This is a genomic window from Larkinella ripae (assembly GCF_054780775.1).
The window spans coordinates 1-26,096 of the sequence record NZ_BAAGVR010000002.1 but is presented as its reverse complement, the minus strand read 5'-3'; the positions used below and the strand labels follow the sequence as shown (position 1 = coordinate 26,096).

The 26,096-nt window shown below is 48.8% G+C and carries 31 protein-coding genes; 8 read left to right on the top strand and 23 right to left on the bottom strand.

Annotated features, from left to right (window positions below; genetic code table 11):
- Positions 1 to 116: 116 nt before the first annotated feature.
- The 11 genes from ACYVHX_RS04645 to ACYVHX_RS04595 form a co-directional block, all read right to left on the bottom strand.
- Complete coding sequence (locus tag ACYVHX_RS04645) at positions 117 to 626, bottom strand: hypothetical protein (RefSeq protein ID WP_460670451.1); 510 nt, start codon at positions 624 to 626, stop codon at positions 117 to 119.
- 780 nt (positions 627 to 1,406) lie between these two features.
- Positions 1,407 to 1,964, bottom strand: coding sequence for a hypothetical protein (locus ACYVHX_RS04640; protein ID WP_460670450.1), 558 nt, complete (start codon positions 1,962 to 1,964; stop codon positions 1,407 to 1,409).
- Positions 1,927 to 2,301 (bottom strand): hypothetical protein, encoded by a 375-nt coding sequence (locus ACYVHX_RS04635; RefSeq protein WP_460670449.1) that lies wholly within the window; start codon positions 2,299 to 2,301, stop codon positions 1,927 to 1,929. The genes ACYVHX_RS04640 and ACYVHX_RS04635 overlap by 38 nt, the downstream gene beginning before the upstream one ends.
- Positions 2,302 to 2,466: 165 nt before the next feature.
- Positions 2,467 to 3,423: a hypothetical protein gene (locus ACYVHX_RS04630; RefSeq protein WP_460670448.1), complete on the bottom strand. Its 957-nt coding sequence runs from the start codon at positions 3,421 to 3,423 to the stop codon at positions 2,467 to 2,469.
- Positions 3,424 to 3,444: 21 nt separating this feature from the next.
- Positions 3,445 to 4,872, bottom strand: a complete 1,428-nt coding sequence (locus tag ACYVHX_RS04625; RefSeq protein WP_460670447.1) for a replicative DNA helicase — start codon at positions 4,870 to 4,872, stop codon at positions 3,445 to 3,447.
- Complete coding sequence (locus ACYVHX_RS04620; RefSeq protein ID WP_460670446.1) at positions 4,848 to 5,105, bottom strand: hypothetical protein; 258 nt, start codon at positions 5,103 to 5,105, stop codon at positions 4,848 to 4,850. Before ACYVHX_RS04620 ends, ACYVHX_RS04625 begins: the two co-directional genes overlap by 25 nt.
- A complete protein-coding gene (locus ACYVHX_RS04615) occupies positions 5,102 to 6,148 on the bottom strand; it encodes a hypothetical protein (RefSeq protein WP_460670445.1) in 1,047 nt (348 codons plus the stop codon). The genes ACYVHX_RS04620 and ACYVHX_RS04615 overlap by 4 nt, the downstream gene beginning before the upstream one ends.
- Before the next feature lie 64 nt (positions 6,149 to 6,212).
- Positions 6,213 to 6,794, bottom strand: a complete 582-nt coding sequence (locus ACYVHX_RS04610; RefSeq protein WP_460670444.1) for a hypothetical protein — start codon at positions 6,792 to 6,794, stop codon at positions 6,213 to 6,215.
- A 72-nt stretch (positions 6,795 to 6,866) separates the two neighbouring features.
- Positions 6,867 to 7,223 carry a hypothetical protein gene (locus tag ACYVHX_RS04605; RefSeq protein WP_460670443.1) on the bottom strand — a complete coding sequence of 119 codons (357 nt, stop codon included), beginning with the start codon at positions 7,221 to 7,223 and terminating at the stop codon, positions 6,867 to 6,869.
- A gap of 39 nt (positions 7,224 to 7,262) precedes the next feature.
- Entirely contained in the window at positions 7,263 to 7,622 is a 360-nt protein-coding gene (locus tag ACYVHX_RS04600) for a helix-turn-helix domain-containing protein (protein ID WP_460670442.1), read from the bottom strand.
- Between the two features lie 4 nt (positions 7,623 to 7,626).
- Entirely contained in the window at positions 7,627 to 7,854 is a 228-nt protein-coding gene (locus ACYVHX_RS04595; RefSeq protein WP_460670441.1) for a hypothetical protein, read from the bottom strand.
- 158 nt (positions 7,855 to 8,012) lie between these two features.
- Here ACYVHX_RS04595 and ACYVHX_RS04590 point away from each other — a divergent pair, with 158 nt between their 5' ends.
- The 4 genes from ACYVHX_RS04590 to ACYVHX_RS04575 all read left to right on the top strand — a co-directional run bounded on the left by ACYVHX_RS04590 (position 8,013) and on the right by ACYVHX_RS04575 (position 10,712).
- Positions 8,013 to 8,693 carry a S24 family peptidase gene (locus tag ACYVHX_RS04590; RefSeq protein ID WP_460670440.1) on the top strand — a complete coding sequence of 227 codons (681 nt, stop codon included), beginning with the start codon at positions 8,013 to 8,015 and terminating at the stop codon, positions 8,691 to 8,693.
- Between the two features lie 51 nt (positions 8,694 to 8,744).
- The gene (locus ACYVHX_RS04585; protein ID WP_460670439.1) at positions 8,745 to 9,221 is read left to right on the top strand and encodes a S24 family peptidase; all 477 of its coding nucleotides are present in this window, start codon (positions 8,745 to 8,747) and stop codon (positions 9,219 to 9,221) included.
- 15 nt (positions 9,222 to 9,236) lie between these two features.
- A complete protein-coding gene (locus ACYVHX_RS04580; RefSeq protein ID WP_460670438.1) occupies positions 9,237 to 9,719 on the top strand; it encodes a hypothetical protein in 483 nt (160 codons plus the stop codon).
- Between the two features lie 576 nt (positions 9,720 to 10,295).
- Positions 10,296 to 10,712, top strand: a complete 417-nt coding sequence (locus ACYVHX_RS04575; protein ID WP_460670437.1) for a hypothetical protein — start codon at positions 10,296 to 10,298, stop codon at positions 10,710 to 10,712.
- Positions 10,713 to 10,790: 78 nt separating this feature from the next.
- Here ACYVHX_RS04575 and ACYVHX_RS04570 read toward each other — a convergent pair whose 3' ends face one another.
- From ACYVHX_RS04570 to ACYVHX_RS04525, 10 genes are all read right to left on the bottom strand, one after another.
- The gene (locus ACYVHX_RS04570; RefSeq protein WP_460670436.1) at positions 10,791 to 13,043 is read right to left on the bottom strand and encodes a xanthine dehydrogenase family protein molybdopterin-binding subunit; all 2,253 of its coding nucleotides are present in this window, start codon (positions 13,041 to 13,043) and stop codon (positions 10,791 to 10,793) included.
- Positions 13,044 to 13,053: 10 nt separating this feature from the next.
- Entirely contained in the window at positions 13,054 to 13,533 is a 480-nt protein-coding gene (locus ACYVHX_RS04565) for a (2Fe-2S)-binding protein (protein WP_460670435.1), read from the bottom strand.
- 60 nt (positions 13,534 to 13,593) lie between these two features.
- Positions 13,594 to 14,727 carry an XdhC family protein gene (locus ACYVHX_RS04560; RefSeq protein WP_460670434.1) on the bottom strand — a complete coding sequence of 378 codons (1,134 nt, stop codon included), beginning with the start codon at positions 14,725 to 14,727 and terminating at the stop codon, positions 13,594 to 13,596.
- Positions 14,728 to 15,201: 474 nt separating this feature from the next.
- The gene (locus tag ACYVHX_RS04555; protein ID WP_460670433.1) at positions 15,202 to 15,711 is read right to left on the bottom strand and encodes a cupin domain-containing protein; all 510 of its coding nucleotides are present in this window, start codon (positions 15,709 to 15,711) and stop codon (positions 15,202 to 15,204) included.
- A 31-nt stretch (positions 15,712 to 15,742) separates the two neighbouring features.
- Positions 15,743 to 16,474 carry a carboxymuconolactone decarboxylase family protein gene (locus ACYVHX_RS04550; RefSeq protein ID WP_460670432.1) on the bottom strand — a complete coding sequence of 244 codons (732 nt, stop codon included), beginning with the start codon at positions 16,472 to 16,474 and terminating at the stop codon, positions 15,743 to 15,745.
- Between the two features lie 131 nt (positions 16,475 to 16,605).
- A complete protein-coding gene (locus tag ACYVHX_RS04545) occupies positions 16,606 to 17,589 on the bottom strand; it encodes an aldo/keto reductase (RefSeq protein ID WP_460670461.1) in 984 nt (327 codons plus the stop codon).
- A 10-nt stretch (positions 17,590 to 17,599) separates the two neighbouring features.
- On the bottom strand, positions 17,600 to 18,250 hold the full coding sequence (locus ACYVHX_RS04540) for a flavodoxin (RefSeq protein ID WP_460670431.1): 651 nt from the start codon (positions 18,248 to 18,250) through the stop codon (positions 17,600 to 17,602).
- 61 nt (positions 18,251 to 18,311) lie between these two features.
- Positions 18,312 to 18,584 carry a nuclear transport factor 2 family protein gene (locus ACYVHX_RS04535; protein ID WP_460670430.1) on the bottom strand — a complete coding sequence of 91 codons (273 nt, stop codon included), beginning with the start codon at positions 18,582 to 18,584 and terminating at the stop codon, positions 18,312 to 18,314.
- 254 nt (positions 18,585 to 18,838) lie between these two features.
- Positions 18,839 to 19,300, bottom strand: a complete 462-nt coding sequence (locus tag ACYVHX_RS04530) for a cupin domain-containing protein (protein ID WP_460670429.1) — start codon at positions 19,298 to 19,300, stop codon at positions 18,839 to 18,841.
- Between the two features lie 11 nt (positions 19,301 to 19,311).
- Complete coding sequence (locus tag ACYVHX_RS04525) at positions 19,312 to 20,163, bottom strand: aldo/keto reductase (RefSeq protein WP_460670428.1); 852 nt, start codon at positions 20,161 to 20,163, stop codon at positions 19,312 to 19,314.
- A gap of 155 nt (positions 20,164 to 20,318) precedes the next feature.
- On the opposite strand from ACYVHX_RS04525, the gene ACYVHX_RS04520 reads away from it, so the two are divergent.
- The gene (locus ACYVHX_RS04520) at positions 20,319 to 21,236 is read left to right on the top strand and encodes a helix-turn-helix domain-containing protein (RefSeq protein WP_460670427.1); all 918 of its coding nucleotides are present in this window, start codon (positions 20,319 to 20,321) and stop codon (positions 21,234 to 21,236) included.
- A gap of 347 nt (positions 21,237 to 21,583) precedes the next feature.
- Here the strand turns inward: ACYVHX_RS04520 and ACYVHX_RS04515 are convergent, their stop codons facing one another.
- Entirely contained in the window at positions 21,584 to 22,837 is a 1,254-nt protein-coding gene (locus tag ACYVHX_RS04515) for a phage integrase SAM-like domain-containing protein (protein WP_460670426.1), read from the bottom strand.
- Between the two features lie 245 nt (positions 22,838 to 23,082).
- Positions 23,083 to 23,211 carry a hypothetical protein gene (locus ACYVHX_RS04510; protein WP_460670425.1) on the bottom strand — a complete coding sequence of 43 codons (129 nt, stop codon included), beginning with the start codon at positions 23,209 to 23,211 and terminating at the stop codon, positions 23,083 to 23,085.
- Between the two features lie 67 nt (positions 23,212 to 23,278).
- Here ACYVHX_RS04510 and ACYVHX_RS04505 point away from each other — a divergent pair, with 67 nt between their 5' ends.
- The 3 genes from ACYVHX_RS04505 to ACYVHX_RS04495 all read left to right on the top strand — a co-directional run bounded on the left by ACYVHX_RS04505 (position 23,279) and on the right by ACYVHX_RS04495 (position 25,355).
- On the top strand, positions 23,279 to 23,869 hold the full coding sequence (locus tag ACYVHX_RS04505) for a Crp/Fnr family transcriptional regulator (protein ID WP_460670424.1): 591 nt from the start codon (positions 23,279 to 23,281) through the stop codon (positions 23,867 to 23,869).
- 114 nt (positions 23,870 to 23,983) lie between these two features.
- Positions 23,984 to 24,871, top strand: coding sequence for an SDR family oxidoreductase (locus ACYVHX_RS04500; protein ID WP_460670423.1), 888 nt, complete (start codon positions 23,984 to 23,986; stop codon positions 24,869 to 24,871).
- Between the two features lie 145 nt (positions 24,872 to 25,016).
- The gene (locus ACYVHX_RS04495) at positions 25,017 to 25,355 is read left to right on the top strand and encodes a hypothetical protein (RefSeq protein WP_460670422.1); all 339 of its coding nucleotides are present in this window, start codon (positions 25,017 to 25,019) and stop codon (positions 25,353 to 25,355) included.
- Positions 25,356 to 26,096 lie beyond the last annotated feature (741 nt).

Sequence of the window (26,096 nt, the reverse complement as noted above, 5' to 3'; positions counted from 1 at the left end):
CACTAAGTTTGTCTGTTTATTGCCCGCCCTATTTCGCGCGCGCGTATGGACTGGGAAAACTCTTCATTTCGCTAGAAATCCCCCTTTTTATAACTGATTTTATGCCGTTAAACAGATCATTTGTCTGATAAAGAAGCTGGCTCTTTATAGAGCTTTTGATAGAGTGAAACCTTAATCTCTTCCATGCCTGCCGCGGGGGTGTAGTGGGCTTCTCCGGGAATATGAATCAGGATATAGTCATCAAACCACTTTATGCCGATCCGGTGCAAAAACTTGTCACCCACGAACTGAAACTCAAAACCGATGGTTGTGCTGATCTCCATATACGTCAATTTGGGCAGCTCACTGATCTTTTCCAAAATCTCCCGGTTAGAGGGGGTAAGGTCTTGGGGATAATAGAAAGTAGGATCACCACGTCGGGTTGTTTTCCAGCCGCGGGGTTTTTGCGGAAATGAAAAACCTAAGATGCCCCCGGCCGCATACCCCGGCTGGAGCAGAATGGGTTGATCATCGGCGCCAATCTCCCGGGCCAGTTTTTGACACTCCTGGTTGATTTGCTGAATCCGGTGTTGGTAAGCCCAGAGCGTGTTGAACAACGCCGAGCCTATACGGACAATGTATCTCACGATATGCTGTGTTAAGGGTTGAAAGATTGAACGGACCGGTGACCTCACCATTTCTCCACCTTTTAAGCCGACGAAATGCTAGGTGATGTCATCATTTATTATCATTTTACCTAACGAATTCCGATGTGATGTCAAGTTTTGTCAAGTTGCTGGATTCTGCTTACCTCAGCAAATGCGGTTCTGATGTTAAGTTTTGTTAAGTTTTTGATCGCGGAGAAATGAAGGTGATGTTAGGTTTTGTTAGGTTTTTGAAGGATGAGCACGCAGCCAGAACAACCGGGTAAGCTAAGCGTTTCTTAACATTTCCACCAGTTGTAACGCCATCTGACCTGAGGTTTTCTCAGGTTTTTGAATGAGAGAAAGACCGTCATTTCGGTTCTGATGTCAACTTTTGTCAACATTCTGGCCCCTGTGAGCTCATCATTTCTCATCATTTTCTTACCCAGCACTTTGCTTTAGGCTTCCTGAAAATCAATCTGATGTCAGGTTTTGTCAGGTTCTTGCGATGCTGACCTCCCCGGTGAGCTCAACCATTCTTACCCTTCTGGCCGGCGAAAAACCCAATCTAACCTGAGGTTTTCTTAGGTTTCTTGCCGGGAAGACTCTCCTAAAATACCCCAGTGATGTTAACATTTGTTAGCATTTTCATCCCATAGGATTCATTACGACCGGGGGTTTTCTCCAGGTTTTCCGATAACCCTCCTCCCCGCTTGACCTTTACCTCAATCCTTTTTTTATGGACTGACAAAACTCAATGTGATGTAAACAAATGTAAACTTTTTACGCAGTTCTGATCAGAATCCGATCGTTTTTACCCCATTTGTGTACCGGTATGGTCGTGCTATTGATCCTATAAAGCGCATCATACCTGGCCGGATCAATCGATTCCATTCCTTCAATGGGAGTGTAAAAGGCATTCTGCGGAATGTGAACCAGAATATAGTTGGGGTACCAACTGAAACCCACGAACGGTTGCAACCGCATCAGACTACCGGGGGGGTTAGGCAGATACCCGATCACCTCACCCAGTTCGATTCGATCGACGCAAGGTCCCTTTTGCAGCTGCCGCCGCTCGGAGTAAGTTCTCAGCAGGTCCTTCGGATAGTATAGGCTTACACTGCCTTCTTGATGAACGAGCTTCCAATCCCCGGGCCGTTTGGCAAAGTGCAGGCCTTCGAGCATGCCGGCCGCATACCCCGTGCCCAGCAGCAAATAGCCTGGATCGGCGCCCATTTCTACCGCTACTTTTCGGGCTTCGACGTGAGCCGCCTGAATGCGCCGTTGCAGGCCCCCCAGCTTTCTAAACAGCGGGCTGGATTTGGAGATCAGGTGATACATGGATCGGATGGTTAACGGTTGTTTCTTCGTTTTCGGTGAGCTCATGGCCGCTGATCGATGGCTCCCTTTCTTCACTCTCATCCCACGCTGGCAGCAGGGCAACTTGGGGCGTCAGACCGGGTCCGACCAGCCACTGCCGGCGTTTGCGGTATTTTTCCACCTTAGCTTCCAGTTGGCGGGGACACAGCCACACGGTGGTGGGCACAAAAATATTCTGGCCCAGCAGTCGGTAGGCGACCTTGCCGGCCAGCGAAGTCGCTACGACTTCCATGCGTTGGGGAGTATAGCCCCAGCCACTGGAGCCTACCCGGTCGGTCACTCGTTTTGATTTGTCCATCGTAGTAATTTGTTGGGGTAAGCCCGGCTTAACGGCCAACTGGGAGTTGAATAATTCAGGTTGGGTAACGCCCGATGGAAGCCCGCAGGCGGGTATTCTGCCGGTCTGGCTTATACGTCGCCATTGGGATCAGATTGTACTAGTCGTTGAGACTATTGACCCACGTTAAAACGGCTGGTCATCATCCGCTTCTTCGGCTCCGGATTCCGGCCGATCTGCCGAACTAGTTCGGGGGGCATTGGCCTTAAAATAATGGGTCACGATCAGCAACACCTTGTCCAGAAAACCGTGGCGTTCGGCCACATCCAGATACGTCTCCGAAGTGCCGCGTTTGTAGGCTTTCACGTTGATGTTATAGCCGTACAGCAGCTTGTGATAGATCTGCGGGTACACCTGATCCTGATGCAGCCGGTTGACATGACAGTATTCATTGACCAGCTCGCGGATGCGGCTGCGCACAGTCTGCTGGGGCGGTGACATCGTTGATGGAAGGCCCATCAACTGCACGGCACTTTGCTGGTGAATCGCGACCAGTTGACCCAGTTGGCTCTGTAAGGCGTTGAGTTTTTGTTCGTGTTCCACAAGCAATTGTGCCGCCTGCAGGATCACCTGTGCCGGTGTCAGACCGGAAATGGGAACTGGTACAATTGGCCGTTGAAGGGTGACCTCTTTAGGCTTGGCTGGTTTAGGGGTCGGGAAAAGCTCCAGGCTACGGCCGTGGGTATCTTTCAGGCCTTCCAGATTCATGGCTACCTCATTCAAGGCATCGCCAAAATCCGTCGCGATGCCTTCTTTTTGCAGGCATTCGGCCAGGGTGGCCAGTTGCTGCCGGTAGTGGCCAGTTGGGTCTTTTTCATAGGTGGCCAGTTGCTGGGCGGTTTTCAGCGTCAGCAGGTAGTCAATCCGGCCCCGAAAGAGCTTTTTAAGCCGGTAGTGACGGTCGGCCACCAGGGCCAGTTTGCTAACGCGGTGATTGAACCAGTCGGGAAAGTACCGGTCCACGCGGTGTCCAAAGGATTGGTACAATCCACGGGCGGAGATCAGCGCCTGTTGGCCGCTAACCAGCACGTAATCGGGCCACATCATCTTTTGATCGTTCTGATTCCTTGTCGAAGTTTCCATGAGCTTCAGGCAGATAAAGTCTTAAAATGCGTTGTCTTTTTCCGAAAGGGGGTTATACCAGTTAGTTTGATCAGCCTGGAGTTTGAGCTGGTGGTGGTAATCCACCAGTTGATTGGTGGCCGCATCGACGAACAGGTAAGCGGTCCCCACCCGCCCGTTGCGGTTCTTGCACACAATCATATCCAGGGCATAATCCAGGGTCGCATCTTCACCCAGCTCTTCGGCTTTTTGCAGTTTGTAGTAGTCATCCCGGTAGAGCAGGATAATCACACTGGCATCCTGCTCCAGCTGGCCCGTCGAGCGCAGGCCCGAGATCTGCGGCCGTTTATCCTCCTTCTTCTCGTTGTCCCGGTTGAGCTGCGCTAGTTCGATCAAGGGTATTTTCAGCCTTCGCTGGAGCTTTTTGAGTTTCCTGCTGACCTGGCTGGCCACCTCGTATTCCCCGCGCAGCGTCCGGTCTTCAATCAGCTGGACGTAATCGATCACCGCCAGCTCAATTTTATAGCGCCGGTGCCAGTCGATTAACAGGTTCCGGATGTCTTCAATATCGCGGGGCTCGTCATCGTAAAAGTAAATGGGGAGCTGCTCCATTTCACCGGCCAGTTCATGGATCCGGCTGAACTGCTGCGGGGTAATTTTGCCCGTATTCATAGCCTCGTAGGGAATCAGCAGCGCTTCGGCAAAGGCCCGAATGATCAGTTCGGCGGCATCGACTTCCAGGCTGATGTAGCCCACCGGTTTGCCGGAACGGGCAGCGGCCATAGCGGCATAGACGCCCACGATGGTTTTTCCCATCCCCGGCCGACCCGCAATCAGGATCACCCCGTTTTGCCAACCTCCGAAGTGGTTGTTAAGCTTTTTAAGGCCCGTATCGACGCCGGAAATACCCTGGGGCTTGTTCATGGCGCTTTCAATCCGTTGCAGGGCCTGGGCAACGAACTGTTTGGTGGTCTTTTCCCGGCTGATGCTCATGCCGGAGCTAATCAGATCCGCCAAAAGATTGACCTGGGCTGTTAGGGTGTCGACGGATTCACCACCGGCATAAGCCGTGGTTTGAATCGACTGGGCTCCCAGAATAGCCTGGCGGCGAATCCACAATTCCCTTAGATGCAGACAATCCCGTTCACTTTCCATGATCTGCCCTTCCCGATCGAGACCGTCCAGGTCTATCGTCGTTTCGGCCAGTCTCTTGATCTGGCCCGATTGCTTGAGGGCTTTCAGGACGGTGGCCATCCGAATGGGCTGGCCATTGAGAAAAAGGGCATGAATTGTCCGGGCAATTAGTTGATAGCCTTCGTGGGTAAATACCTCACCCTGATTTAAGATCGACCAGCAATCATTGAGCAGCCTGGGGTAAGCGAATAGAGAGGCCACCACGGCCCGTTCGGTAACCTCGTCTCTGGGCAGGACATCCAGTGATTTTTTCATGTGTTCCGCAGTTGTTTCCATTCGATGAGTAAAAGTTCTTCCTCCATTGCTTCGCGTTCCGGCTCAGAAAGGGACTGGTGCGGCCGAATGCGCGGTTTGAAGGGCAGGTGAGTCGTCGTTTTCAGCCGACTCTGGGGCTTGTGTACATACAGGCTCGCCAGAAACGTCCAGGTCAACGAGGCGCTCAGGTTGGGGGGAATGGGCACCGTGTGCCGAAAGGCCCCATTGGGGAGTTGGGATACGTGCTTTTTCACCGGATTTCCAATTTGGATCGCTTGGATTCAGAAGCAGCCGGACTCGTCCTGGAGTGACTGGATTTGATTTGCGTAATGATCTGATTAAAGCGTTCGTTGAACGTGGGCATGTCGCGAAACTGATAGAACGGGGCCAGCTTCTGGGATTCAGAAAGGAGCCTTTTTAGCCCATCGATGCATTCGGCATCGGTGGGCGGCCGGTTTTGACGCACCTTGACCGACTGTCGAAGCTTTTCACCCAGTTTTTTAGCGTGGGTGCCATCTTTCACATCCCAGTAGTATTCCGGATACAGGTGTTCGATGGTCAGCCGGATCTGATGCGTGAGCTTGTAGGCTTTTTCTTCTTTGTCTGAATCCGAGTCGCTACTCGTTTTTGTTGTTGAAAAAGAAGAGCCCGCCGCGTCAGCGGCAGAAGAATTTATCTTCTCTTTATCTAGTCTATTGTTGGTAGCAGGAACCGTAGCAGCAACCGTGTCAGGAACCGTATCAGGAACCGTGTCAGAAACCCTATCAAATTTTGATACAGTTGATGGGTGAACCGTATCAGCATCCGTATCAGATTTTGACACAGTTACATCAACTGGATCAGCAGCCGTGTCATTTTTTGACCCGGTTACTTGAACCGTATCAGGAACCGTATCATTTTTTGATACGGTTGATCGAATTGTATCAGCAACCGTATCATTTTTTGATCCGGTTACTTTTCCCGTGGCGGCCGGTTTGCCTGACTCAACTGGATCAGAATTTGACACGGTTGACGGAAACCAGATTTTAGTTTGTCCATCAATGCCTTTGGATCCCTTGTCGGGAGACCGGAAATCAATCAGACCCAGTTGCTTGAGCCGGTTCTTCGATTCGCGTACCGTGTTGACCGACATGCCCAGCGCCAGGCTGAGATGCCTATCCGAATGCCCGAAAGGTTGTTTCCACCGAAGCGCATTGCAGGTATGTAGTAAATAGAAGTACAACTTTGCGTCGCTTGGGGCGATAACACGCTCGATCTCGCATTGCCAGAAACGGTTGATGTAATCGATGTAGCTCATCAGGGCTAAAAGTGGAGGTGAATGAGGGCGGCCATTGAACCGGAAGCGCGGTTAAAAGGTGAGCCTAAAACTGGGTCGTGTAGTGCCGATCGATAGAACCGTAGGGCTGATCCTTTTGTGGAACCCGGTAGGGCCGCTCACAATCGGCGAAGTAGGAATAAAAACAAGTCGGCGACAGACGGATGTTGTCGACCAGGTTGATGCCGAATAGGTCCCGCAGGGTTTCGTACTGGCTTTGCACTTCATCGATCTGCTCTTCGGCAAAGGGCTGCTCGTTGGTCGACCAGGTGGCCGTGCACAGAATCACATCGGTAACGCCTAGCCCCCTGGCGCGTTTGACCACCGAACCCAGCGCAATGATATGGTTATAACCCCGCTGCTGCATCAATCGTTGAACCTCGACCACCTTGAAGTTCTTTAGATAGGCGACGTATACATAATAGCGGTTGGTCGGCGGGTAGCCTTTTCGGGCGGCCATAAAGATGAGGGAAGCCTCGAAGGCTGAGCGGCAAAAGCCGTCGGTAATGGTCAGGGGATGAAGTAGGGACCCGCCCTGAAAAGAAGCTGGTTGAGACGTTGCCGCTGCTTTACGGACGGGCTCAAACGGCATTGGGGATGGCATGCGAAAAGAGATTGCAGAGTTCATCGTAGTGATTATTTAAAATTGAAAAGGTTGGTACTGAAAAGAATGCTCTTGAAAGCTGGCGATCGGGCAGGATCAGTCGACGAAGCCCTCCACCCGGTGGGTGAGTTGCCAGATTTTATCAATGACCGTCAGCGGAACGCCGATGTCGACCGTGCGACCATAGCGATCCGGCTCCGAGTGCAGGGCTAAATGCGCGGTTTGCAGCCGCTTATTTTTCGTCAGACGCATGATCAGGGGAGCGAAGCCGTCGTTGGTTTCCACGCACACCACCCTATTGTGAATAGTGGGCCACTGGGTGGGCGGGATCAGGCGGGCCTGCACGCGGTCGCCGGGTTTCAAAGTGGGCTTCATATCCGGGCTCTTGACGGTAAACCGGGCAACTTCCGGGTCGTCAGAATCCGGCGCCGGGGCTTTTAGTTGGGGTGTCATGGTGAACGGGTTTAAAGGTTGTGAGAATGAGATTGACGCTTAGCGGTGGTCGCGCGTTGGCTGGTGACAGTTGGCAAATTGGTCTTCAGCGGCCTTTTCCACGTCGGCCGGCGTAACCTTGCGATTGGTCAGCAACCACTGCATGACCTCGGCTTTGTTGAACAGCAATCGTTTTCCAATCTTGGTCACGCCGGGAATTTCGCCTTTGGCTACCTTTTGACGGGCCGTTGATTCGGGAACGGGAAAGACCGAAAGAAACCACTTGAAGGTTCCGTAGGGGGCAGCCTCCAGATCCGGTTGCCCGGGGGCCTGGTTGCGTTTCAAGGCCCGGTCGACGCAGTCGGTGATCAGGTTTTCCAGGCTGGCCTGATCCAGGGTAATCAGATACGTCTGAGTCATGGCGTCAGACAGTTACAGGCTGCTTGTAGGGATCGTATTTTTCCAACCATTCGCACTCCATCTCCGTCACAGATGATTTACCAATTCGTTTCTGGCGGAACACCTCATCGGAGCAATGATGAATTTGGCAAAACAGCTTACCCGCTTCTCTACGCAGGTAACCACTCGGTATTCGCTTGTAGGCGCGGGTTAACCGCTCACTCAGAATGACTGGTTTTTCTTGCTCAATCATGGCGTATCGTGAATTATTGTGTATAATTGTTAATGATTGTGAGCAAATCTATACAAAAAGTATAGAAAATCAATACTTTTTTGAATAATTATCGCTTCTTTTTTTGTAAAAATTATTAACTAATTGATAATTAAATGATTGTGTCAGCGATTAAAAACATGAATTCCGCAGAGAGAATTGAGTTAGTTCTTAGTGAGCAAAATACAAATGCTCGTAGAATGAGCTTAGAGCTTGGATTTTCAGAATCTTACATCCCTGCAATTGCTGGCGGCAATAAACCTATCTCCAAAAAGATAGCAGAAGCTATACACAAAAAGTATGGATATAGTATAGAATGGCTTCTTTTTGGTATAGGCAGCAAAAAGCCTATCCCGGCTAATAATTTAAGTATGGTAGTAGAGGACGATTACGAATACGTAATTTTACCGTATGCACCCGTGCCCCTTCGGGCCGGAATTATTGAAATGTCCGACCCCGAAGCCAACTATGGCAACCTCTCCAGAATTAAAGTCCGAATCAAAAAGGGAGAAGAAGTAAAGGACAATGTCGTTTTTGAAGTAAACGGAGATAGTATGGAACCTCAATTGGCTAGTGGTTCTCAGGTTCGCTGTAAATGGATTGATCCCGGTAATTGGGAATATTTATCATCAGGCGTTTATGCGGTGAGTTACGCCCACTCTTTCGTAATCAAACGAGTGAAAAACAACGATTTAATTTCAAAAGGATATTTAACACTGCACTCTGACAATGTGCTTACTGGGGGCAGTATTAATGTTCCCGTTGACCAGATTCGGCATATATGGAAAGTAATTAGGATCATAGATAGTCCTGTTTTCTGACACTACCGATTCCAAGGACGATTTCCAAAGTTAGTAACAACGGTTATACTAATGGATAATAACAAGGTTAATCCTATCGCTCCCGTTCATAATAGCGTAGGCCGTATAACACCTCTGGATGTTAGAGCTTTTACTGAAGTATTGTATGTGACCAAGCAAACCCGCGAAGCTTTTATTCGGATGGGACGCATCGCCGTGGAAGATACGTTTTCAGTTCCCTTAGTGGACGACATAATCTATACGGACAAGCATTTGGTGTTTGACTCCGTCGATGCCTCGATGGCCCCCACGCTGATGGTGAACGGACAAGTCTTGGCTGAAGAGTGGGATGTTGATGCCATTGTACCGGGTGTTTATGTGATTGTCTATAATGGTGAGATGATCATCCGCCGATTAAAAGAGAATGCCTTTAATAATTCTCAAACGCTGACCTTGCATTCCGATAACGAAGCCTTTGGTAGTATCACCATCGATAAGGCCGATATTGAACGAGTCTGGAAAGGGATTATGAAATTTGGACGTTTGTAATTAACAGGCCTTACCATGGGATCAAACAACGATTTGCTTCACTTTTCACAGGATGACGTATTTGATTTTAGACTTATACGGCCGGAGGATTGGGTCGAGATTCCTTATATAACTAAAGAAACTCGGGAGGCTTTCATCCGAATGGGCAAAGCGGGGATCGAAGACGTCTTTCCTTACTGGGTTGATCCAGAGGGAAAGCAGGTGATCACCGATAAACACCTCATCTTTGAAATGGCTGTGGACGCAGAAAGCACCCTCTTCGAAAGTCAGACCAAGTTGCTGGTTGAAGAATGGGAGCCTGATTTTATACCAGGCGGTGTATACGTCATTTTAGCGAATGATGAGCTGCTGATCCGAAGAGTCAAGGATTATCAGCAGGTAATAGAGGGAACATTGATGCTTTGTAATGGCCACAGTCAAAATACTGAAATTATTGTAAGAAAAGATGCTGTTGAGAGGATATGGAAGGTATTGGCAAGTTTTGTATGGATAAATTGAAATAGTATTCAAGAAGTGATTTCAGTGAACACTCCCCGCCACTAACTTGTAAAACTAGGTCTTTTACAAGTTAGTGGCGCTCTAATTTAGCCACTTAGAAACTAATTTGCCTGGAAAAGAAAACATTTAATCTGCACTGGAAAGCAGCCCAAACAACATTACTTTACAAAAGTAGGATGCTGGTTACATCTTTGTAAAACGGTCGCACGAACTCATGTGTGAGATCGAAAAAGGAACGTTGATTTATGAGACGTTAAGTGAGACTGTAGGAGAAAGTAAAGGAGAGTTCTTAAGCAGGAGGTTACTGTCTTAAAATGGCGAACTAAATCTAACTATAGTTAATGTGTTCGTAGACAGTTTGTTTCGTGAGTGCAATTTAAAAACAAACGTAACGGTTAGCTGTTGATCAATTTGACTGGCAGGTCTTAAACTCAATGCCCCATGCATACTAAGTTCGTTTCAACTAAACTTTCACTTGCGCTACTAAGTGGTTGTCTACTAGCCTGCAATTCGGCTGATAAATCAACAAATGGGTCAACTAGCCAGTCAGATACGATAATCAACACTGAGACGGTTATGGAACATCCCAATCCACCACCACCAGCTCTGCTTAGTTCTCAAAAAGGGCCTCATGATTCGCAAGTCGATTTGCTCAAAGCACAGGTAAACGGAAATATTTTAACAGTTGAACTACAATACAAACCTGGAACTGAAGGTAAAGGAGTCTTGTCAAATTACGACATTGATCAGGTAGTCGTGATCGATGAAGTGACTGCTAAAAAATATAACGTACTCAAAGACCAGTCCGGCAAGTTCATGGCCTCCCCGATACAGACGGATCAGGATAATAAACGGATCAAAATTAGTATTTCTTCTAACGATAAGCCGGTTACGGTTTGGTTTAAGTTCCCTGCGCCACCCGCTGACACCAAAGCTATTTCCGTTACGATTCCAGAAGTTGGCAGCTATAACGATATACCGCTTAGTCGATGAATAATGGATTGGCTAAAAAGTATAGAGCCGGGACTGATCAACTCAGTCCCGGCTCTATACTTTTTGGATTACCTCACCTTAAATCCGTTTGTCCAGTACTGGCTTAAAGGGTTGATTATACTGCCGCTTTCCGGTGGTTTTATATAAGGCATTGGCTACCGCCCCGAACACAGGTGGAAAAGGAGGCTCCCCTAAGCCGGTCGGGTCCAGGTCATTTTCAACAAAATGAACTTCAATTTTCTTCGGAGCCTCGTTATGCCGAATCATGCGGTAGTTGTGAAAGTTGGTTTGCTCAGCCGCACCAGCCTTGTGGGTTAAAGCTCCGTAAAAAGCATTACCGATCCCGTCAATCACTGCCCCCTGAACCATATTGGTAGCCGCATCAGGGTTAACGACAATACCACAGTCCATCGCACTGAACACCCGCTCGACATAGGGCTGTCCATCCCGGGTCACCATATCCACCACATGGGCTGCATAGGAGTTATGACAAAAATAAGCCGCTACCCCCCGGTGATATTTCTCACTACCCGCCTTGTTCCAGCCCGATTTATCCCGTACCAAGGTCAATACACTTGCGTACCGATCCGCGTCATACTCATTATTCTTGCCAATGGGAGACTCTTTGGCCTTTTTTAAGAGCTCCAGACGAAACTCGATAGGGTCTTTACCCATAGCCTCAGCGACTTCATCTAAAAATGATTGCTCAGCTGCCGCGTTAAAGTTGGAGCGCGGGGCGCGGAACGCCCCGATGGTGATGTTGGAGGGAATCTCCCAACCTTCAGCCAGGTAATTATCCACCGCTCCGGCTGGAAACCGATTCGCATGGATGGCATGCTCCGGAATGCCGCCCCCTTTCACATGAAATCCAACCAGGTTTTTGTTCGCATCCAAAGCCGCCCGGTAGGTTGCCGTGTACATCGGGCGATAGATTCCATAGGTCATGTCATCCTCGCGGGTGTAGATCAATTTGATCGGCGCTTTAGCTCGTTTGGAAATCAAGGCGGCTTCGATCAAATAATGCCCATAAGCCCGACGGCCAAAGCCACCGCCCATCCGCGTCATCTGAATCTCAATCTTATCGGCAGGAAGGCCTAGCCGTTTTACCAGTGTAGGCTCGGTCCAACCCGGCGCTTGCAAGGGCCCGACCAATAGTGCTTTTTCATCAGTCACATGGGCAAAGAAATTCATCGGCTCCATGCAGTTATGCGCTAAAAATGGCGCATTATAGGTTCGCTCGATAATTTGAGCTGCATTTTTAAACGCCGTTTCGGGGTCGCCGTCCTTACGTAATTGTTGAGCTGGTTTTTTAGCGTACTCCTGCATTTTTTCCAGTTGGGCCGAGGTACTTTCCAGATCACCGGGTACTGTAACTTCCCGTTTTCCTCCCCTGCCCATCATAGTATCTTTTGTATCGCCAGTAGGCTCCCACACGACCTTTAACTTCTTACGGGCATTCATAACCTCCCAGGTGCTCTTACCCACGACGACCAGCAGATCATTAAACGTCCGGGTATCAAAACCGCCTTGTTCGAAACCGTCTTCGTACAATTTAAGGGCGAATACCTCCTTAATGCCCGGCATTTTAAGGGTTTGGGCCGCATCAAACGATTTAAGTTTCATGCCGAAGGCGGGCGGATGCTGGATCATAGCGATAAGCATGCCTGGAGCCCGGTAGTCCAGGCCAAACAAGGGCTTACCAGTGACGATCTTCTGGCCTTCTACATTCTTTTTCGATTTCCGGACAATGGTAAAATCCTTCGGAGTTTTTAGCTTGGTGCCTTTGGGCACCGCCAGGGTGGCGGCTTTACTGGCCATCTCTCCATACTTCGCCGATTTGCCGCCTGCATGACGCAACACACCGTCTTTGGCCGTCACTTCCCCCGCCGGTACGCCCCAGATTTGGGCGGCTGCTTCGCAGAGCATCTGCCGGGCGGCTGCTCCGGCTTCCCGGAGCGGTTTCCAGTACATGCGGACCGAATTACTACCCCCCGTAAACTGAGGTCCTAACTTCGTGTTATCGTGAGGTCCCATCTCAACCACCACGTTTTTCCAATCGACATCCAATTCTTCAGCGACCATCATGGGTAGGGATGTCATCACGTTCTGACCAAACTCCGGATTGGGGCAGATGAGTTTGACCACATTGTTCGCCGTGATTTGAATGTACCCATTGAGCTGGTTCCATTGGTCAGGAACGTTTAGGGCCTGAAGTTTATCTGCGGCTTTTGCATTGGATAACCAGCTAACACTGAGCATCATGCCACCACCCGCCAACAGCGAAGCCTTTAAGAACGAACGCCGATTATAGGTCGTTTTAGGAGTATTCATGGTCTAAGAGTTATTTACGAGTGGACGAGCTTGCGGCTTCTTTTGCCGCTGATTTGATCGCTTCTTTGATGCGCAGGTAGGTGCCACACCGGCAAATATTCCCGCTCATGGCGGCATCAATGTCGGCGTCGGACGGTTTAGGATTATCTTTCAACAGCGCGGCCGCCGTCATAATCTGGCCTGCCTGGCAGTAGCCACATTGGGCGACATCGTGTTCAATCCAAGCCTTCTGGACCGGGTGATCACCCTTGCCTGACAGTCCTTCGATCGTGGTAATGGCCTGCTTGCCGACGGCCGAAACCGGTAGTTGGCAGGAAGGTACGGCTACACCGTCTACATGCACTTTGCAGGCTCCGCATTGGGCGATACCACAGCCGTATTTAGTACCTGGCAAATCTAGATGATCACGTAATACCCAGAGCATAGGCGTCGACGGATCGACCGTCACCTGCCTGATTTTTCCGTTAATTTTCAGATTATAGATGGCCACAGTGATAGGGTTTAATTTGTTATCTAAAAATATTCTTTTGGGTTCAATTTGAACTGGTTATCAATGAAAAACAATCTCCTGACCGGAGGCTGCCCGTTCGTGAATGGGTCCTGACCTTTCCGCCAGAAAACCACCGCTGCGCCCGCTAAAAAAGGCCTTAATTTCACTTAGAATGGACAGTGCGATTTCATCGGGTGTTTCGGCTCCCAGATCTAATCCAATAGGCGAATGAACCCGTTTAAGGGTCACAGAATCAAATGATCGGCCCATTCTATTCCATTGGGTCTTTATTTTTTCATAGCGTTTTCGAGGACCCAGCATCCCGATATACGGCACATTCGTTTCCAGTAGCCGGGTTAATACGGCCAAATCGTAGTGGTAGTTATGCGACATTAATACAGCAGCGGTCTGATCCGTAAACGAAAGTTTGTCCGTTACGGCATCGGCATTGGCATGAAGCAAACAGGTAGCTTCAGGAAATCGTTTAGGCGCTAAATGGGCAATACAATCTTCGGTCACTGTAACCCGCCAGCCGATCTCGGTCGCCAGGCGGGTAAGCGGAATTGTATCGTAGCCTGCCCCAAAAATCACCAGTTCGATGCCCGGGTTCATCCGCTCAATAAAGACATCAACGGCTCCACCGGGCAAGGGTATCATCATTGTCGTGGACTTACCAGCCGCCATGACTAATTCCATATCTACTCGAAGCCAGGTAGGTATTTGGTCTGTTTGTAGCCCAGTAAGCACAAAGCGGCTGCCCTCTCGAAAATCTATGTCAGGGGTCTTACGGCAAACTGTGGCGATGACGCGCCGGTCGCGGACCAGACTAAATTCCCGCAAAAGGGCAATAGGGTTGATTGGATCAGCCGGATCGATGGGCTCAATAAACACGTCGATAATGCCATTGCACCCAAGCCCTACGCCTAAGCTATTGACGTCATCATCCATGGTATCGTAGCGAACGACCATCGGTTTGCCATCCAGCATGATCTGACGGGCTTTGCGCAGGGCGTCGCCTTCCAAACAGCCCCCACTGATGGCTCCTTCCCAGCGACCATCGTCACTGACCAGCATCCGGGCGCCGGGACGGCGATAAGCTGATCCTTCTACATAAACCACTGTTGCTAGCGCTACTTTGCGCTGAGCGTAGTCTAGTTGATCATAAATGGCCAGGATACGGTTAATTTCTTTCATGCGCACTCAATAAGAGTAAACAGAAAACTTAAAATTTAGGCTTAAGCCGGCACCGACGCTTGGTTCGAAGTCAATAGGAAATCTGACAAATTTCTCGTTTATCTACCTATTTGCTGGTATACAGATTACAGGTGTTACTACCATTATTACTGTTTTCATTGGGGCTAGCTTTCTATGCGCTCTGGAAAACAAAGAAAAGAAGTGGTGGGTATCAGCAATTTAATCAAGAAGAGCCAGACGAATTAAAACTTTTCGACCAACGACACGAAAACAACTACACACAACCAAAACGGAATCTACAGTACTATTGGGCGAAAAATTCGGTCGTATGCCGGATCTGTATTAATAAGCAAATGGTCCATAAAAAAAGTTATAGTGTCATAGGAGTTCACTTCCTGTATAAAACCCACTTAAATTGTTCCAATATGCAGCATTATATTTTAGAAGACCCTTTTGGAATCAATTGCTGGAGGCTTATTTCTTTACAGCGGTATACTCTGCATCGCTCACCGGCTGTAACCATGTGACTCGACCAGTAGCTGTATTGGGTGTTATGGCGACCTGCCTAAATTCGACCGTTGGCGAAGCGCCATGCCAATGCGGCACGTTCGGAGGGCATTTCACTGCGTCTCCTTTCTGAAGAATTTGAATTGGTTTCCCCTTTTCCTGATAGTAGCCAATGCCACCTAATGCCAGCAGGACCTGACCGCCCGCGTGGCTATGCCAATGCGAACGGGCACCCGGCTCGAAGGTAACGTAGCCTACTGGTATATTAAAAGCACTGTCGGACTGGATTAATTGTTGCACCCAGACGGTTCCGGTAAAGTTACTGATCGGTGCTCGCTCCCCTTTTGAAAAAATAGCGCCAGTATCTATACACGATTCTATACGGGATTGGCCGTTTGTCTTAAAACTGACAACGCTGATGAGTAGGACGAGCTGTAGTACAATTCCAATGTTTTTCCTTGAGTTGGCTGGCTTCATAGGCGTTATAGCTTATTTACTAATCATTTACTTATCGCCTTGATGAGACTACCTGGGTCAGAATCCTACGACCGGCTTCGGCTTCGGGTTTGCCGATGGCAGTTTCGATCAAGTCAAGCGCCTGCTTCAATTGGGTTTCACTCAGCCCTACATGCAGACAAATACCCAAATGGCTTTGCAGCATGGGTTCAACCCCTCCAATACTAGTCAGCACGGAGATCGTGGTCAGCTCCCGGTCGGTATAACTAAGCACATCCCGCTCAAATAAGTCCGCAAACAGATGTTCTTTCAAAAAAACGTCAATCTCCGGGCTAAACGCCGAATACCCCCGCTTCGGTCCCGTCTCTGGCTGTCCAGTAAGTTGTTCAAGGACTTTTTTGCCGCGTTCGTACTTAGGCTCGCTACTAATGATTGATGAGGCTTCCTTACCCACTTTATCAGTTATGCCTTTTTTCTTTCGCTCGTCCAGAACTAACATAAGCGTCTGTAATCCACGAATACTCCTTGGAAATCCACAATAGGCATATAGATGGACTTGAACTTCTTTGATTTCGTTAACCGTCAGACCTGCATCCAAACCTGCATTTAAGGCTGATTGTAGTTTTTGCAAATCTCCCTTGGCGCTAAGGGAGGCTATAGTTATAATATTTTGCTGCTTTAACGACAAAGTAATTGGTTGGCCCATCTGGTTTTGTGCATATAGAACGAAGTTTCCACTTGAGACAAATACGGTTAAGATCAGATAAAGTCGGGCAGTTTTCATTCGTACAAATAGGAGTGAAGGCACAGTTTTTAGTTGATCTTCATGCTGGGCACTATTGGCTCAACTAGATTCTTCTCCAGTGCCTTGACCATGTCTCAGGACGCAGCACCGTGATCCGGTTAAACATGTCGTTAATTACCCACTCGTTTTTGCAAATGGGCTGGGTAACGATCACCCTGTACCGGAATCGCGGTAAAGGCCGTGTCTATCTGGATAATGTCATCAACGGAAAGCTCAACGGATGCGGCCCCAATATTTTCCTCCAACCGATGCAGTTTGGTTGTTCCGGGAATGGGAACGATCCAAGATTTCTGGGCTAAGAGCCAGGCCAGAGCAATCTGAGCCGGTGTGGCGGCCTTCTGAATAGCAATGTCGCCCAGTAAGTCAACCAACTGCTGGTTCGCTTTCCGATTTTCTTCCGAGAAGCGGGGAACCACATTGCGGAAATCCGTCTTGTCAAATTGGGTATTCTCGTCAATTTTTCCCGTAAGGAACCCTTTCCCTAACGGGCTAAACGGGACAAAACCAATGCCTAGTTCTTCCAGCGTTGGTAGAATCTCTTTTTCCGGCTCCCGCCACCAGAGTGAATATTCGCTTTGCAAGGCAGCAACAGGTTGAACGGCATGTGCTTTCCGAATGGATTGTACTCCTGCTTCGCTCAGTCCGAAATACTTAACCTTACCTTCCCCAATCAGTTCTTTGACCGTACCCGCCACATCCTCCATCGGTACAGCCGGGTCAACCCGGTGTTGATAAAACAAGTCGATCCGGTCCGTCCTTAATCGTTTCAGCGCTTCTTCGGCTACCTGGCGGATACGCTCTGGGCGACTATCCTGTCTTTTGGTCGAATCGCCATTCTGGAAGCCAAACTTGGTGGCAATCACCACCTGGTCCCGGAATGGCTGCAACGCTTCACCCAGCAATTCTTCGTTTTTAAACGGGCCATAGGCTTCCGCTGTATCGAAGAAGGTAACTCCTTTTTCAATGGCGGCACGAATCAGATCAATAGCTTCCTGTTTGTCGGTTGCTGGGCCATAGCCATAGCTCAAACCCATGCAGCCCAGCCCTTGTGCCGACACATGCAGGCCACTTTTTCCTAACGTTCTTGTTTCCATCATCGTTGATTTATTTAAGTACGTTAATGGTACGCAACCAGTTTTTTACGTCTATTTCGGCTTTGTTGACCTTCTCTCCCTGAATAACCAGTAATTGGCCATCCCGTTCCGATCCACCCCGCGTTATAAAGCCTTCCAGTACGTGGCTGTTTGGACAAAGCTCTTTCACAGTCTGGAATGAACTCCCAATACCATAACCGCCATTGCTGTTGAATGGAATGACTGTTTTCCCTTTTAGGTCGTATTGCTGTAAAAAACTTTTCATCGGCGGAGGCAATTGCATGCCCCAAGTTGGGAAGCCGACAAATACCATATTGTATTGCTGAATATTGGCAATTTTTGTTTTTAAGGGTGGTAAATAACCCGTCTCGTTTTCCCGCACGACCTGCTGTACTATAGACTGGTATTTCTGCGGATAAGGCGTTTCCAATTCAATGGCGACCAGAGTTCCCCCTACCTGTTTCTGGATGATTTGAGCTAGTGCCTTCGTATTGTTGGTACGCGACAAATACACAATTAACACCTTACTGGAATCTACCAGTTGTCTATTTCCCATAGTCAATGAAGAATCAGGGGAATAAACCGCCTCCGTAGGCAACGATAAGCAGGCTGAAACCAACAACAGGAATCCGGTTACTACTTGATTCAATAATTGAGTCATGCTTTTTTTGGTAGGTAACGACGATTCAGTATAATGTCAGTGAGCGTGCTGTTCGTGGTGACTATTTTGTCATCTTGACGGGCCTCATTAGCCTTGAAAAGGTAAGTGAGCCTAGCTTCCATTTGCCGTTTTGGGACACATATACCTCCGTCACCATAAACGGGTTGACGACTTCGTTGCCACCGACGACAGCAACTAAATCGATGTCATTTAACAGGATGGCCGTGTTGCCCACCAAATTGACAGAAGCACCATAGACCTCGGCTTTCTTGTACCAGATGTTTCCGCTTTTGATCGTATTAATTTCCTGGTCCTTGCCCCAGCTTCCGCCCATGTGAACAAATACTGATTTTCGTCAAACAAAGTCCCCAAAGAATCTACGTTTTTATCGGCCATCCAGCGCCACTTGTCTTTGGAGAGTTGAATGATTTCCTTTTCTGATTTTGTCGGGCTGTATGCAGTTGAATTGGGTAGGCTCGCCTGAGCCTGTGACTGCTGCACGCTAATGAAGAATAGGAGAAATCCCAAAATTGCTGTTTTCATGATAATATACGTTCAATTGGTTATCGTTTTTACCCAGTTGTTAACTTACTTTTTCGTGCCGTACTCCTCATCAGATACCCGCTTGAACCAGATCGTTCTTCCTTTTGCCGGTCCAGTGGCCAGGTACGTAACGCCACTGGTCGGTGTTGCCCCGTGCCAATGCTCCACACCCGGTTGACACTTAACAATTTCCCCTTTACGAACGGTCTGTCGGGGTTTACCCCGTTCCTGATAGTACCCCTCGCCATCAGTAAAAAGAAGAATTTGTCCACCCGGGTGCGAATGCCAGTCGAGTCGGGCACCGGGGGCAAAAACGGCCTGGGCAATCCCGAACGTGAACGTGCTGTCGGCACCGCTCACTTCGGTTAGCCAAACGTCACCCACGTGCGTTTTGGTGGTCGCTAGTTCCCCCTTTGGAAAGATAGGAGCGTTTTGTGCTCTTGCTTGCGTTGAAAATGCGGCTACGGCTACAAGCAGGATCAGTTTACTGACAAGTTGACTTCTCATAATTACGTTTTTTATTGATTGAGTTGACGCTCACCCAGCCATTTTACCATAGCCGGATCACGGTGATCGAAGAAGAGGCTGGCATTTGTATCCAGGCTTTTGATGGCTTCCATATCAGCCGCACTTAATTCAAAGTCAAGAATGTTGAAGTTCTCTTCCATGCGCTCTTTCCGAACCGACTTAGGAATGGTTACGATACCCCGCTGCGTAAGCCAACGCAGGACAACTTGAGCAGTTGATTTATTGTATTTTATTCCTATTGAGTGAAGCAGGTCATTCTGAAAAAGGTTGTTTTTCCCTTCCGCAAACGGCCCCCACGATTCAATTTGAACGTCGTTATCCAGTAGGAACCGCTGTGTCTCAATCTGCTGGTGAAAGGGATGGGTTTCAATCTGATTGACCGCCGGAATGATTTCGTTATGAACGATTAAGTCAATCAGCCGGTCGGGCTGGAAGTTACTCACGCCAATCGCCCGAACTCTGCCTTCTTGATAGAATTCCTGCATAGCTCGCCATTCCCCGTAAACATCACCCATCGGCTGATGAATCAAGTATAGGTCCAGATAGTCGAGTTGCAGCTTTTTAAGGGAAGCCTCAAAGGCTTTCTTGGTGCCTTCGTAGCCATCGGATTGAATCCAGAGTTTAGTTGTAATAAATAAGTCTTCACGCGCTACTCCGCTTTGTTGAATAGCCTGTCCTACGGCTTCTTCATTACCATACGAAGCAGCCGTATCGATCAGCCGATAACCTGTGGCAATCGCTTCCAATACGCTTCGTTCACATTCGGCCAGGTCTGGTATCTGGAATACGCCAAATCCCAGAATGGGCATGGCCACCCCGTTGTTCAAAATTACTTGTTGCATAGGTAGTTACTAATTGTTAGGCAAAGGTCCCTCTATTTCTCGGCCCGAATAGTATACAGATTACGGGGATTACTACCATTATTCCTGATTCTTGGTTTAGCATCAGGTGGGCTGGCCGGAAAGCGGTAAATTTGATTTAGTTAACCAACTGTGCTATGGATACCCTGCGTCGATTTGAGACAATAAGCGACTACAACGCCTTTAATAATAACGAAACGCTGCACCCACTGGTCAGTGTCATCGATCTGTCGAAAGCAGATCCCCGACAAGGCTCCCGTATGTATTTTGGCTTTTACACTGTCTTTTTAAAAGATGTCAAATGCGGTGATCTGGTTTATGGACGCCACACTTACGATTATCAGGAAGGGACGCTAGTGTTCATGGCGCCCGGTCAGGTGGCCGGTATGAATAGCAATGGAGAGACCTATCAGCCAAAAGGATATGCTTTGGTCTTTCATCCAGATCTGATCCATGGGACACCGCTGGGGCGGCATATTCAAGAGTATACCTTTTTTAGTTATCAATCATATGAGGCGCTGCATTTATCGGCCAGAGAGCGGCAAATCGTGATGGAATGTTTTTCTAAAGTTGAGTATGAATTAGAACACGCTATAGATAAACACAGCAAGAAACTGATTGTCGCTACAATTGAGCTTTTTCTAGGGTATTGTACCCGTTTTTATGATCGACAGTTTATTACCCGGAATCATGTGCATATTGGTATTTTAGAGCGTTTTGAGCAGTTGTTAAACGAATACTTTCAGACCGACAAACCCCAGCTTCAGGGGTTACCTACTGTCGCTTATTGTGCGGATGAGTTGAATCTATCAGCCAATTATTTTGGCGATCTGATCAAAAAAGAAACCGGAAAAACCGCCCAGGAATACATTCAATCGAAGGTGATGGAACTGGCTAAAGAACGACTATTTGATTCAAGGAAATCGGTGAGCCAAATAGCCTATGAATTAGGCTACAAATATCCTCAGCATTTCATGCGATTGTTTAAACGACGGATTGGGCATTCACCCAATGAGTATCGTCGGGCCGCCGAGCGGATGATCCGAAGCAATTAACTAAGGTAATCTAGCTGGGAGAAATGGTTGCTGCTCCGATTTATAGACATTAACAATCTTACAAATCCCTCCTTTTCCTGAGACACGAATAATTTCTTATTCTTCAATCAGGCTACCTTTTTCGCATCAAACGTCCTCTTGTTCGAATAATGACATTTCTTGTTCATCACTAAACACCCTAATACTTTTTAAGAAAGCTTAATATTAAACTTTGGGCGGTTCATATAGGGGTTAACCACTAATTGAATCGGGCTTTAAGCTTGAAAAGCAAGACTTTGATCGACAAGTTACTATTGTAAAATAATAAAGTACATTGTAACCTTGGCGAGCGTGCAAGAGAAAACTATCTATAAATTATCAAAAGCCTCATCAATCAACTCATTCTCAAACGACGCCAGGTACGTCTGGGTAATGCTCTCGGTTTGGTGCCCCATCGCTTCACTGATCACGGCCGTATTCACGCCGGAGTGCTTCAATGCGGTAGCAAACGAATGCCGCGCCACGTAGGTGGTCAGCACCACATCAATGCCCGCCATTTCTGCCAGCACTTTTAAGTCCTTATTCATTTGCCCGAGCTTCTTATGGATCCGGTTTTTAATCTGTAAAGGGGTAACGTGCTTCCCCTTTTCCAGAATCGGAAAAATGTACTCATCAGGACCCGCACTGGAGAATGGTCGGTAATACGCCAGAATCGCCTGAGCAGGCTCCGATAATTTGAAGTTGAATAAATGTCCGGTTTTCTGCCGCTCGTACCTCAAGCGTCCGCCCTGAACATTCTGGTATGTCAGGTTGGCCAGGTCGATGAAGTTAATACCGGCGCCGTAGTAGCTGAACAAAAACAGATGCTTGGCCAGTAGCAGCCGTGGCGTATCCACTTCCAGCGCTGCGATGGACGCGATGTCAGCTTTACTGATGGCCCGCTTGCGGGTCCTGAGATCAAATTGACTGATCTTGAACTCTTTGAAAGGATAGTATTTTTCGGCTACCAACCGGCGCTTAATGGTCTGGTTGTACACCTGCCGCAGCGTACGGAAATAAACGGCCATCGAGATCTCGGCCAGACCCCGCTCGGCTAAATGGACCCGAAAGTCATCCAGGTAACCCGGCGTCAGATCGGTAAACAGTAAAGCCTCGGGACTGCGATGCTCGGCTTTTTCAAAGGTCGACAATGCACCGCGCAGGGTACTTACGGTTGATGCCGACCCTAATCGTTTTTCCCGGGTGAAACGCTCGATGACGTCTTCAATAAATGAGAATACTTTGACCTTGCGGATGGTTTTGGAAACCTGAGTGGCAACAGTGGTTGCGGAGAATGGTTTCTCTTCCTGACTAAGCTCCTTGGCAGCCTTCGCGTATCTGGACTCCCATACGCGGATAACCTCCTTCAACCGGTTCCGATTCGGATGGCCACGGCGGGGCTCATCCTTTTCCTCATCCCAGTATTTTAGCAGGCAGCTCTCCCCAACTGAGATGTATTTACGCTTGCGGTCTTTGGTGATTCGAAGCATCAACGGATGCGATCCGTCGGCCAACGTTTTCGATTTATACAGGATTACTTTGACGCCCGCGTCACTATCTTTATGATCAGTGGCTTTGCCCATTGGTTAGCTCCGGTTTACACAACGGTTTACACAAATCTATATAAATAACCGAAACTAACCAATACTAACCAGCAGTATTTATACTATATTTATGCTGATTTTGAGGATATTGAGAGGGAACGAAAAATAACGAATAGTAAAGGATCAATGACTCTTAATCAGTGGGTCGAGAGTTCGAGCCTCTCCGGGGTCACACTGATAATTATGAGGTTACAGCGAAAGTTGTAACCTCTTTGTGTATTGGTTTACCCATCTTCCCAAAAGGCCAAGTCAGGTATACCGCCTTTGGTGTTTGGCGAAGTTTGCCAGTCGAATTGCCGCTCGCGTAATCGAATCCGCTCGCGGAAAATTCGCAGGGACCATTCAGTTTCCATCGTGTGTTTAGAAGAAGTCCAGCGAGTAGGGCTTTAAGCGCAATAAAGCGTACTTTTGCGGTCTGGTATGGTGGCTTATTTTGAAGAATACATCAAAGCGCAGGGAACCACCTTGTCCGACGAACAGATCCGACTCGTCGGCCGGGCCGCTATTGAAAAAACCGTTCCCCGAAAACAACTCCTGTTGCAGGCCGGCGAGGTGTGCCGCCACAAAATGTTTGTTGTCAAGGGCTTTTTACGGACCTACCGCATGGGACCCGATGGCAGCGAACACCTCATGCAGTTTTCGCCCGAACTTAGCTGGATTACCGAAGGGGAAAGCTATACCAATCGCAGCCCGTCGGCGTATTGCATCGATGCGCTGGAGGAAAGTCAGCTCCTGATGTGGAACCGGGATCAGTTCGATGCCCTGCTCCACCAGCTGCCCGCGCTGAAGACGTTCTCCGAGCAGCTTATCTCCCGAAACTTGTATGCCAGCCGCAACCGCATCTACAAAGCCATTAGCGCGACTCCGGAGGAAAAATATGAGGATTTTATTCTGTCCTACCCCGGTATTCTCCGGCGCGTTCCCTTACGCATGATCGCTTCGTACCTGGGCGTTTCGCTCAAGACGCTGACCCGCATCCGGCAATCCCAACTACCGCGTTCGTTAAAATAGGGACAAATGTCCTCGTTTGCCGCCTGCGAATCAACCAATTTTGAGGGAGAAATCAGGAGCGCTATAGTGGCCCTGACTCATCAAAACAGGAATGGGAATTTTTCAATCAAGACGATGAAAACGATGCGGGTATTTGTAACGGGAGCCAGTGGCTTTATTGGCTCGGCCATTGTAAACGAATTAATGGGCGCAGGGCACCAGGTTGTCGGGCTTGCCCGCTCGGATGCTTCGGCCCACTCCCTGAAAGAGGCTGGCGCCCAGGTGCTACTAGGGAATCTGGAAGACTTGGAAAGTCTAAAAAAGGGGGCTGCGGAGTCCGATGGGGTGATTCACACGGCCTTCATTCACGATTTTTCAAATTACCTGGCGGCTGCGGAAACGGATAAACGGGCGATTGAAGCGATGGGTGCGGTGCTGAAAGGTTCGAGCCGTCCGCTGCTGGTCACCGGCGGTATTTTGGGGGTGCGAACCGATGGGCAGACCATCACGGAGGCCGATCCGGCTCCGGGATTTCCGCGGGCCTCCGAAGTAACGGCCCTGTCGCTGGCCGGTGTCAATGCGTCCGTAATTCGGCTGCCGCCTTCGGTGCACGACGCGGGTGATTACGGTTTTATTCCTTACCTGATCAACACGGCCCGAAAAAAAGGCGTATCGGCGTATGTCGGGGATGGGAGCAATCGCTGGCCGGCGGTGCACCGGCTGGATGCGGCCCGGCTTTATAGACTGGTCCTGGAGAGCGCCGTGACTGGGAGCCGGTATAATGCGATTGGTGACGAAGGGATTGCCGTCCGGACGATTGCGGATGTAATTGGCCAGCACCTGAAGCTACCCGTTGTGTCGATCGCTCCGGAAGAAGCAGAAGCCCATTTTGACTGGATGAGCCGCTTTATTCAATTTGATAGTCCGGCCACCAGCGACCAAACCCGGCAGCAACTGGGCTGGCAGCCGACGCAGCCCGGCTTGCTGGAAGACCTTGGGGCCGGGCACTATTTCAACCGCTGATTCGCGTAATTGCCCCGAAGCTGTCCGTGTCGGGGAGGGATAGTAGCGTTTAGAGTAAAGTTTTTTCCTACGGAACCACAGGCTCGTTATCCGGATTACTTTCAATTATTTACAAACTAAATGCGGTGGCCCTGGTTTTCGGAGTATGAAAATTCTACTCTTTTCGCTATTCACCGCTGCGGCCTTCGCCAAGACGCCCAGCTTTACCCAAACAGGTGCGGCCAGCGGCAGCGACAGCATCAGGCTGGAGGAATCTCCTGTGCAGTATTACGACTTTTACTATTCGGCTAAACAGGCTGAATCCTACGAAAAGATCAGTCTTGCCAGTTACACGCTGGAAGATCGCGTCAAGAAGAACCGCTTTCGTGACAAAACGTTCACGCAGGCCGTGCCCAAAGGGGAGAAGGTGATGAGCGATTTTGACGACTACGTCTTGATTGGGTCGGGCACCCTGGCCGAAATAAGGCCTTTTGGAGAATGGTAGTCAGGCATGGAATAGAGGCAAGAGGAATCCGCATTTAACATTTCGAATAATACCCAATGCCCAGGACTACCTCTTTTCCGGTTTCAATACGAATTCCCGATTGGCCGTTGTGGTGATTACGGCGGGGCAACTTATTGAATAGGATCTCTGCGGTTTATTTCTGCCTGAATGCTCTTCAGATTTTGTGAATTCCTGTACCCAATCAAAAAAGCGAAAATTAGCAACATAACGGGAAGCAGAAAACGTCTATGGGAAGCTGCATAAACGGCAATTCCAATTACCACACCAATGAATACGGCCGTTATGGTTTTTTGGGATTTGATTTTTTTCTCCTCGGACACTAATTCTTCCCGTGTCATTTTGGAATAGTCCTTAGTTGAAAACATGCAACTGGTTACGTTAAGAAAAATTGGAAACACCCATTTTGGCTCTGCAGGCAGCCCTCGTTACGTGGTTTTGCGTGTCATTGGGTAAATCTGACTTTCTGGCAAAGAAATCTCTTTTTGCAATAGAATGAACACGTGCTCTCTATTATTTTTTCCGTCCATCGCTTTTCCAGACAGCCTTTAAAAACCGGCTTCATTGGGCCGTTCGTTTTAGGGCAAGCAAAAGGCTGACTTCTTTCGGAGCCAGCCTTTGGTGTGGAGAGAGTCGGATTTGTTGGGACGGTTTTCATCAGAAGTGTATGTCGTCAAATGAAAGTGGACAAAATGGGTGAAAATGAGAAGAGACAATTCAGTA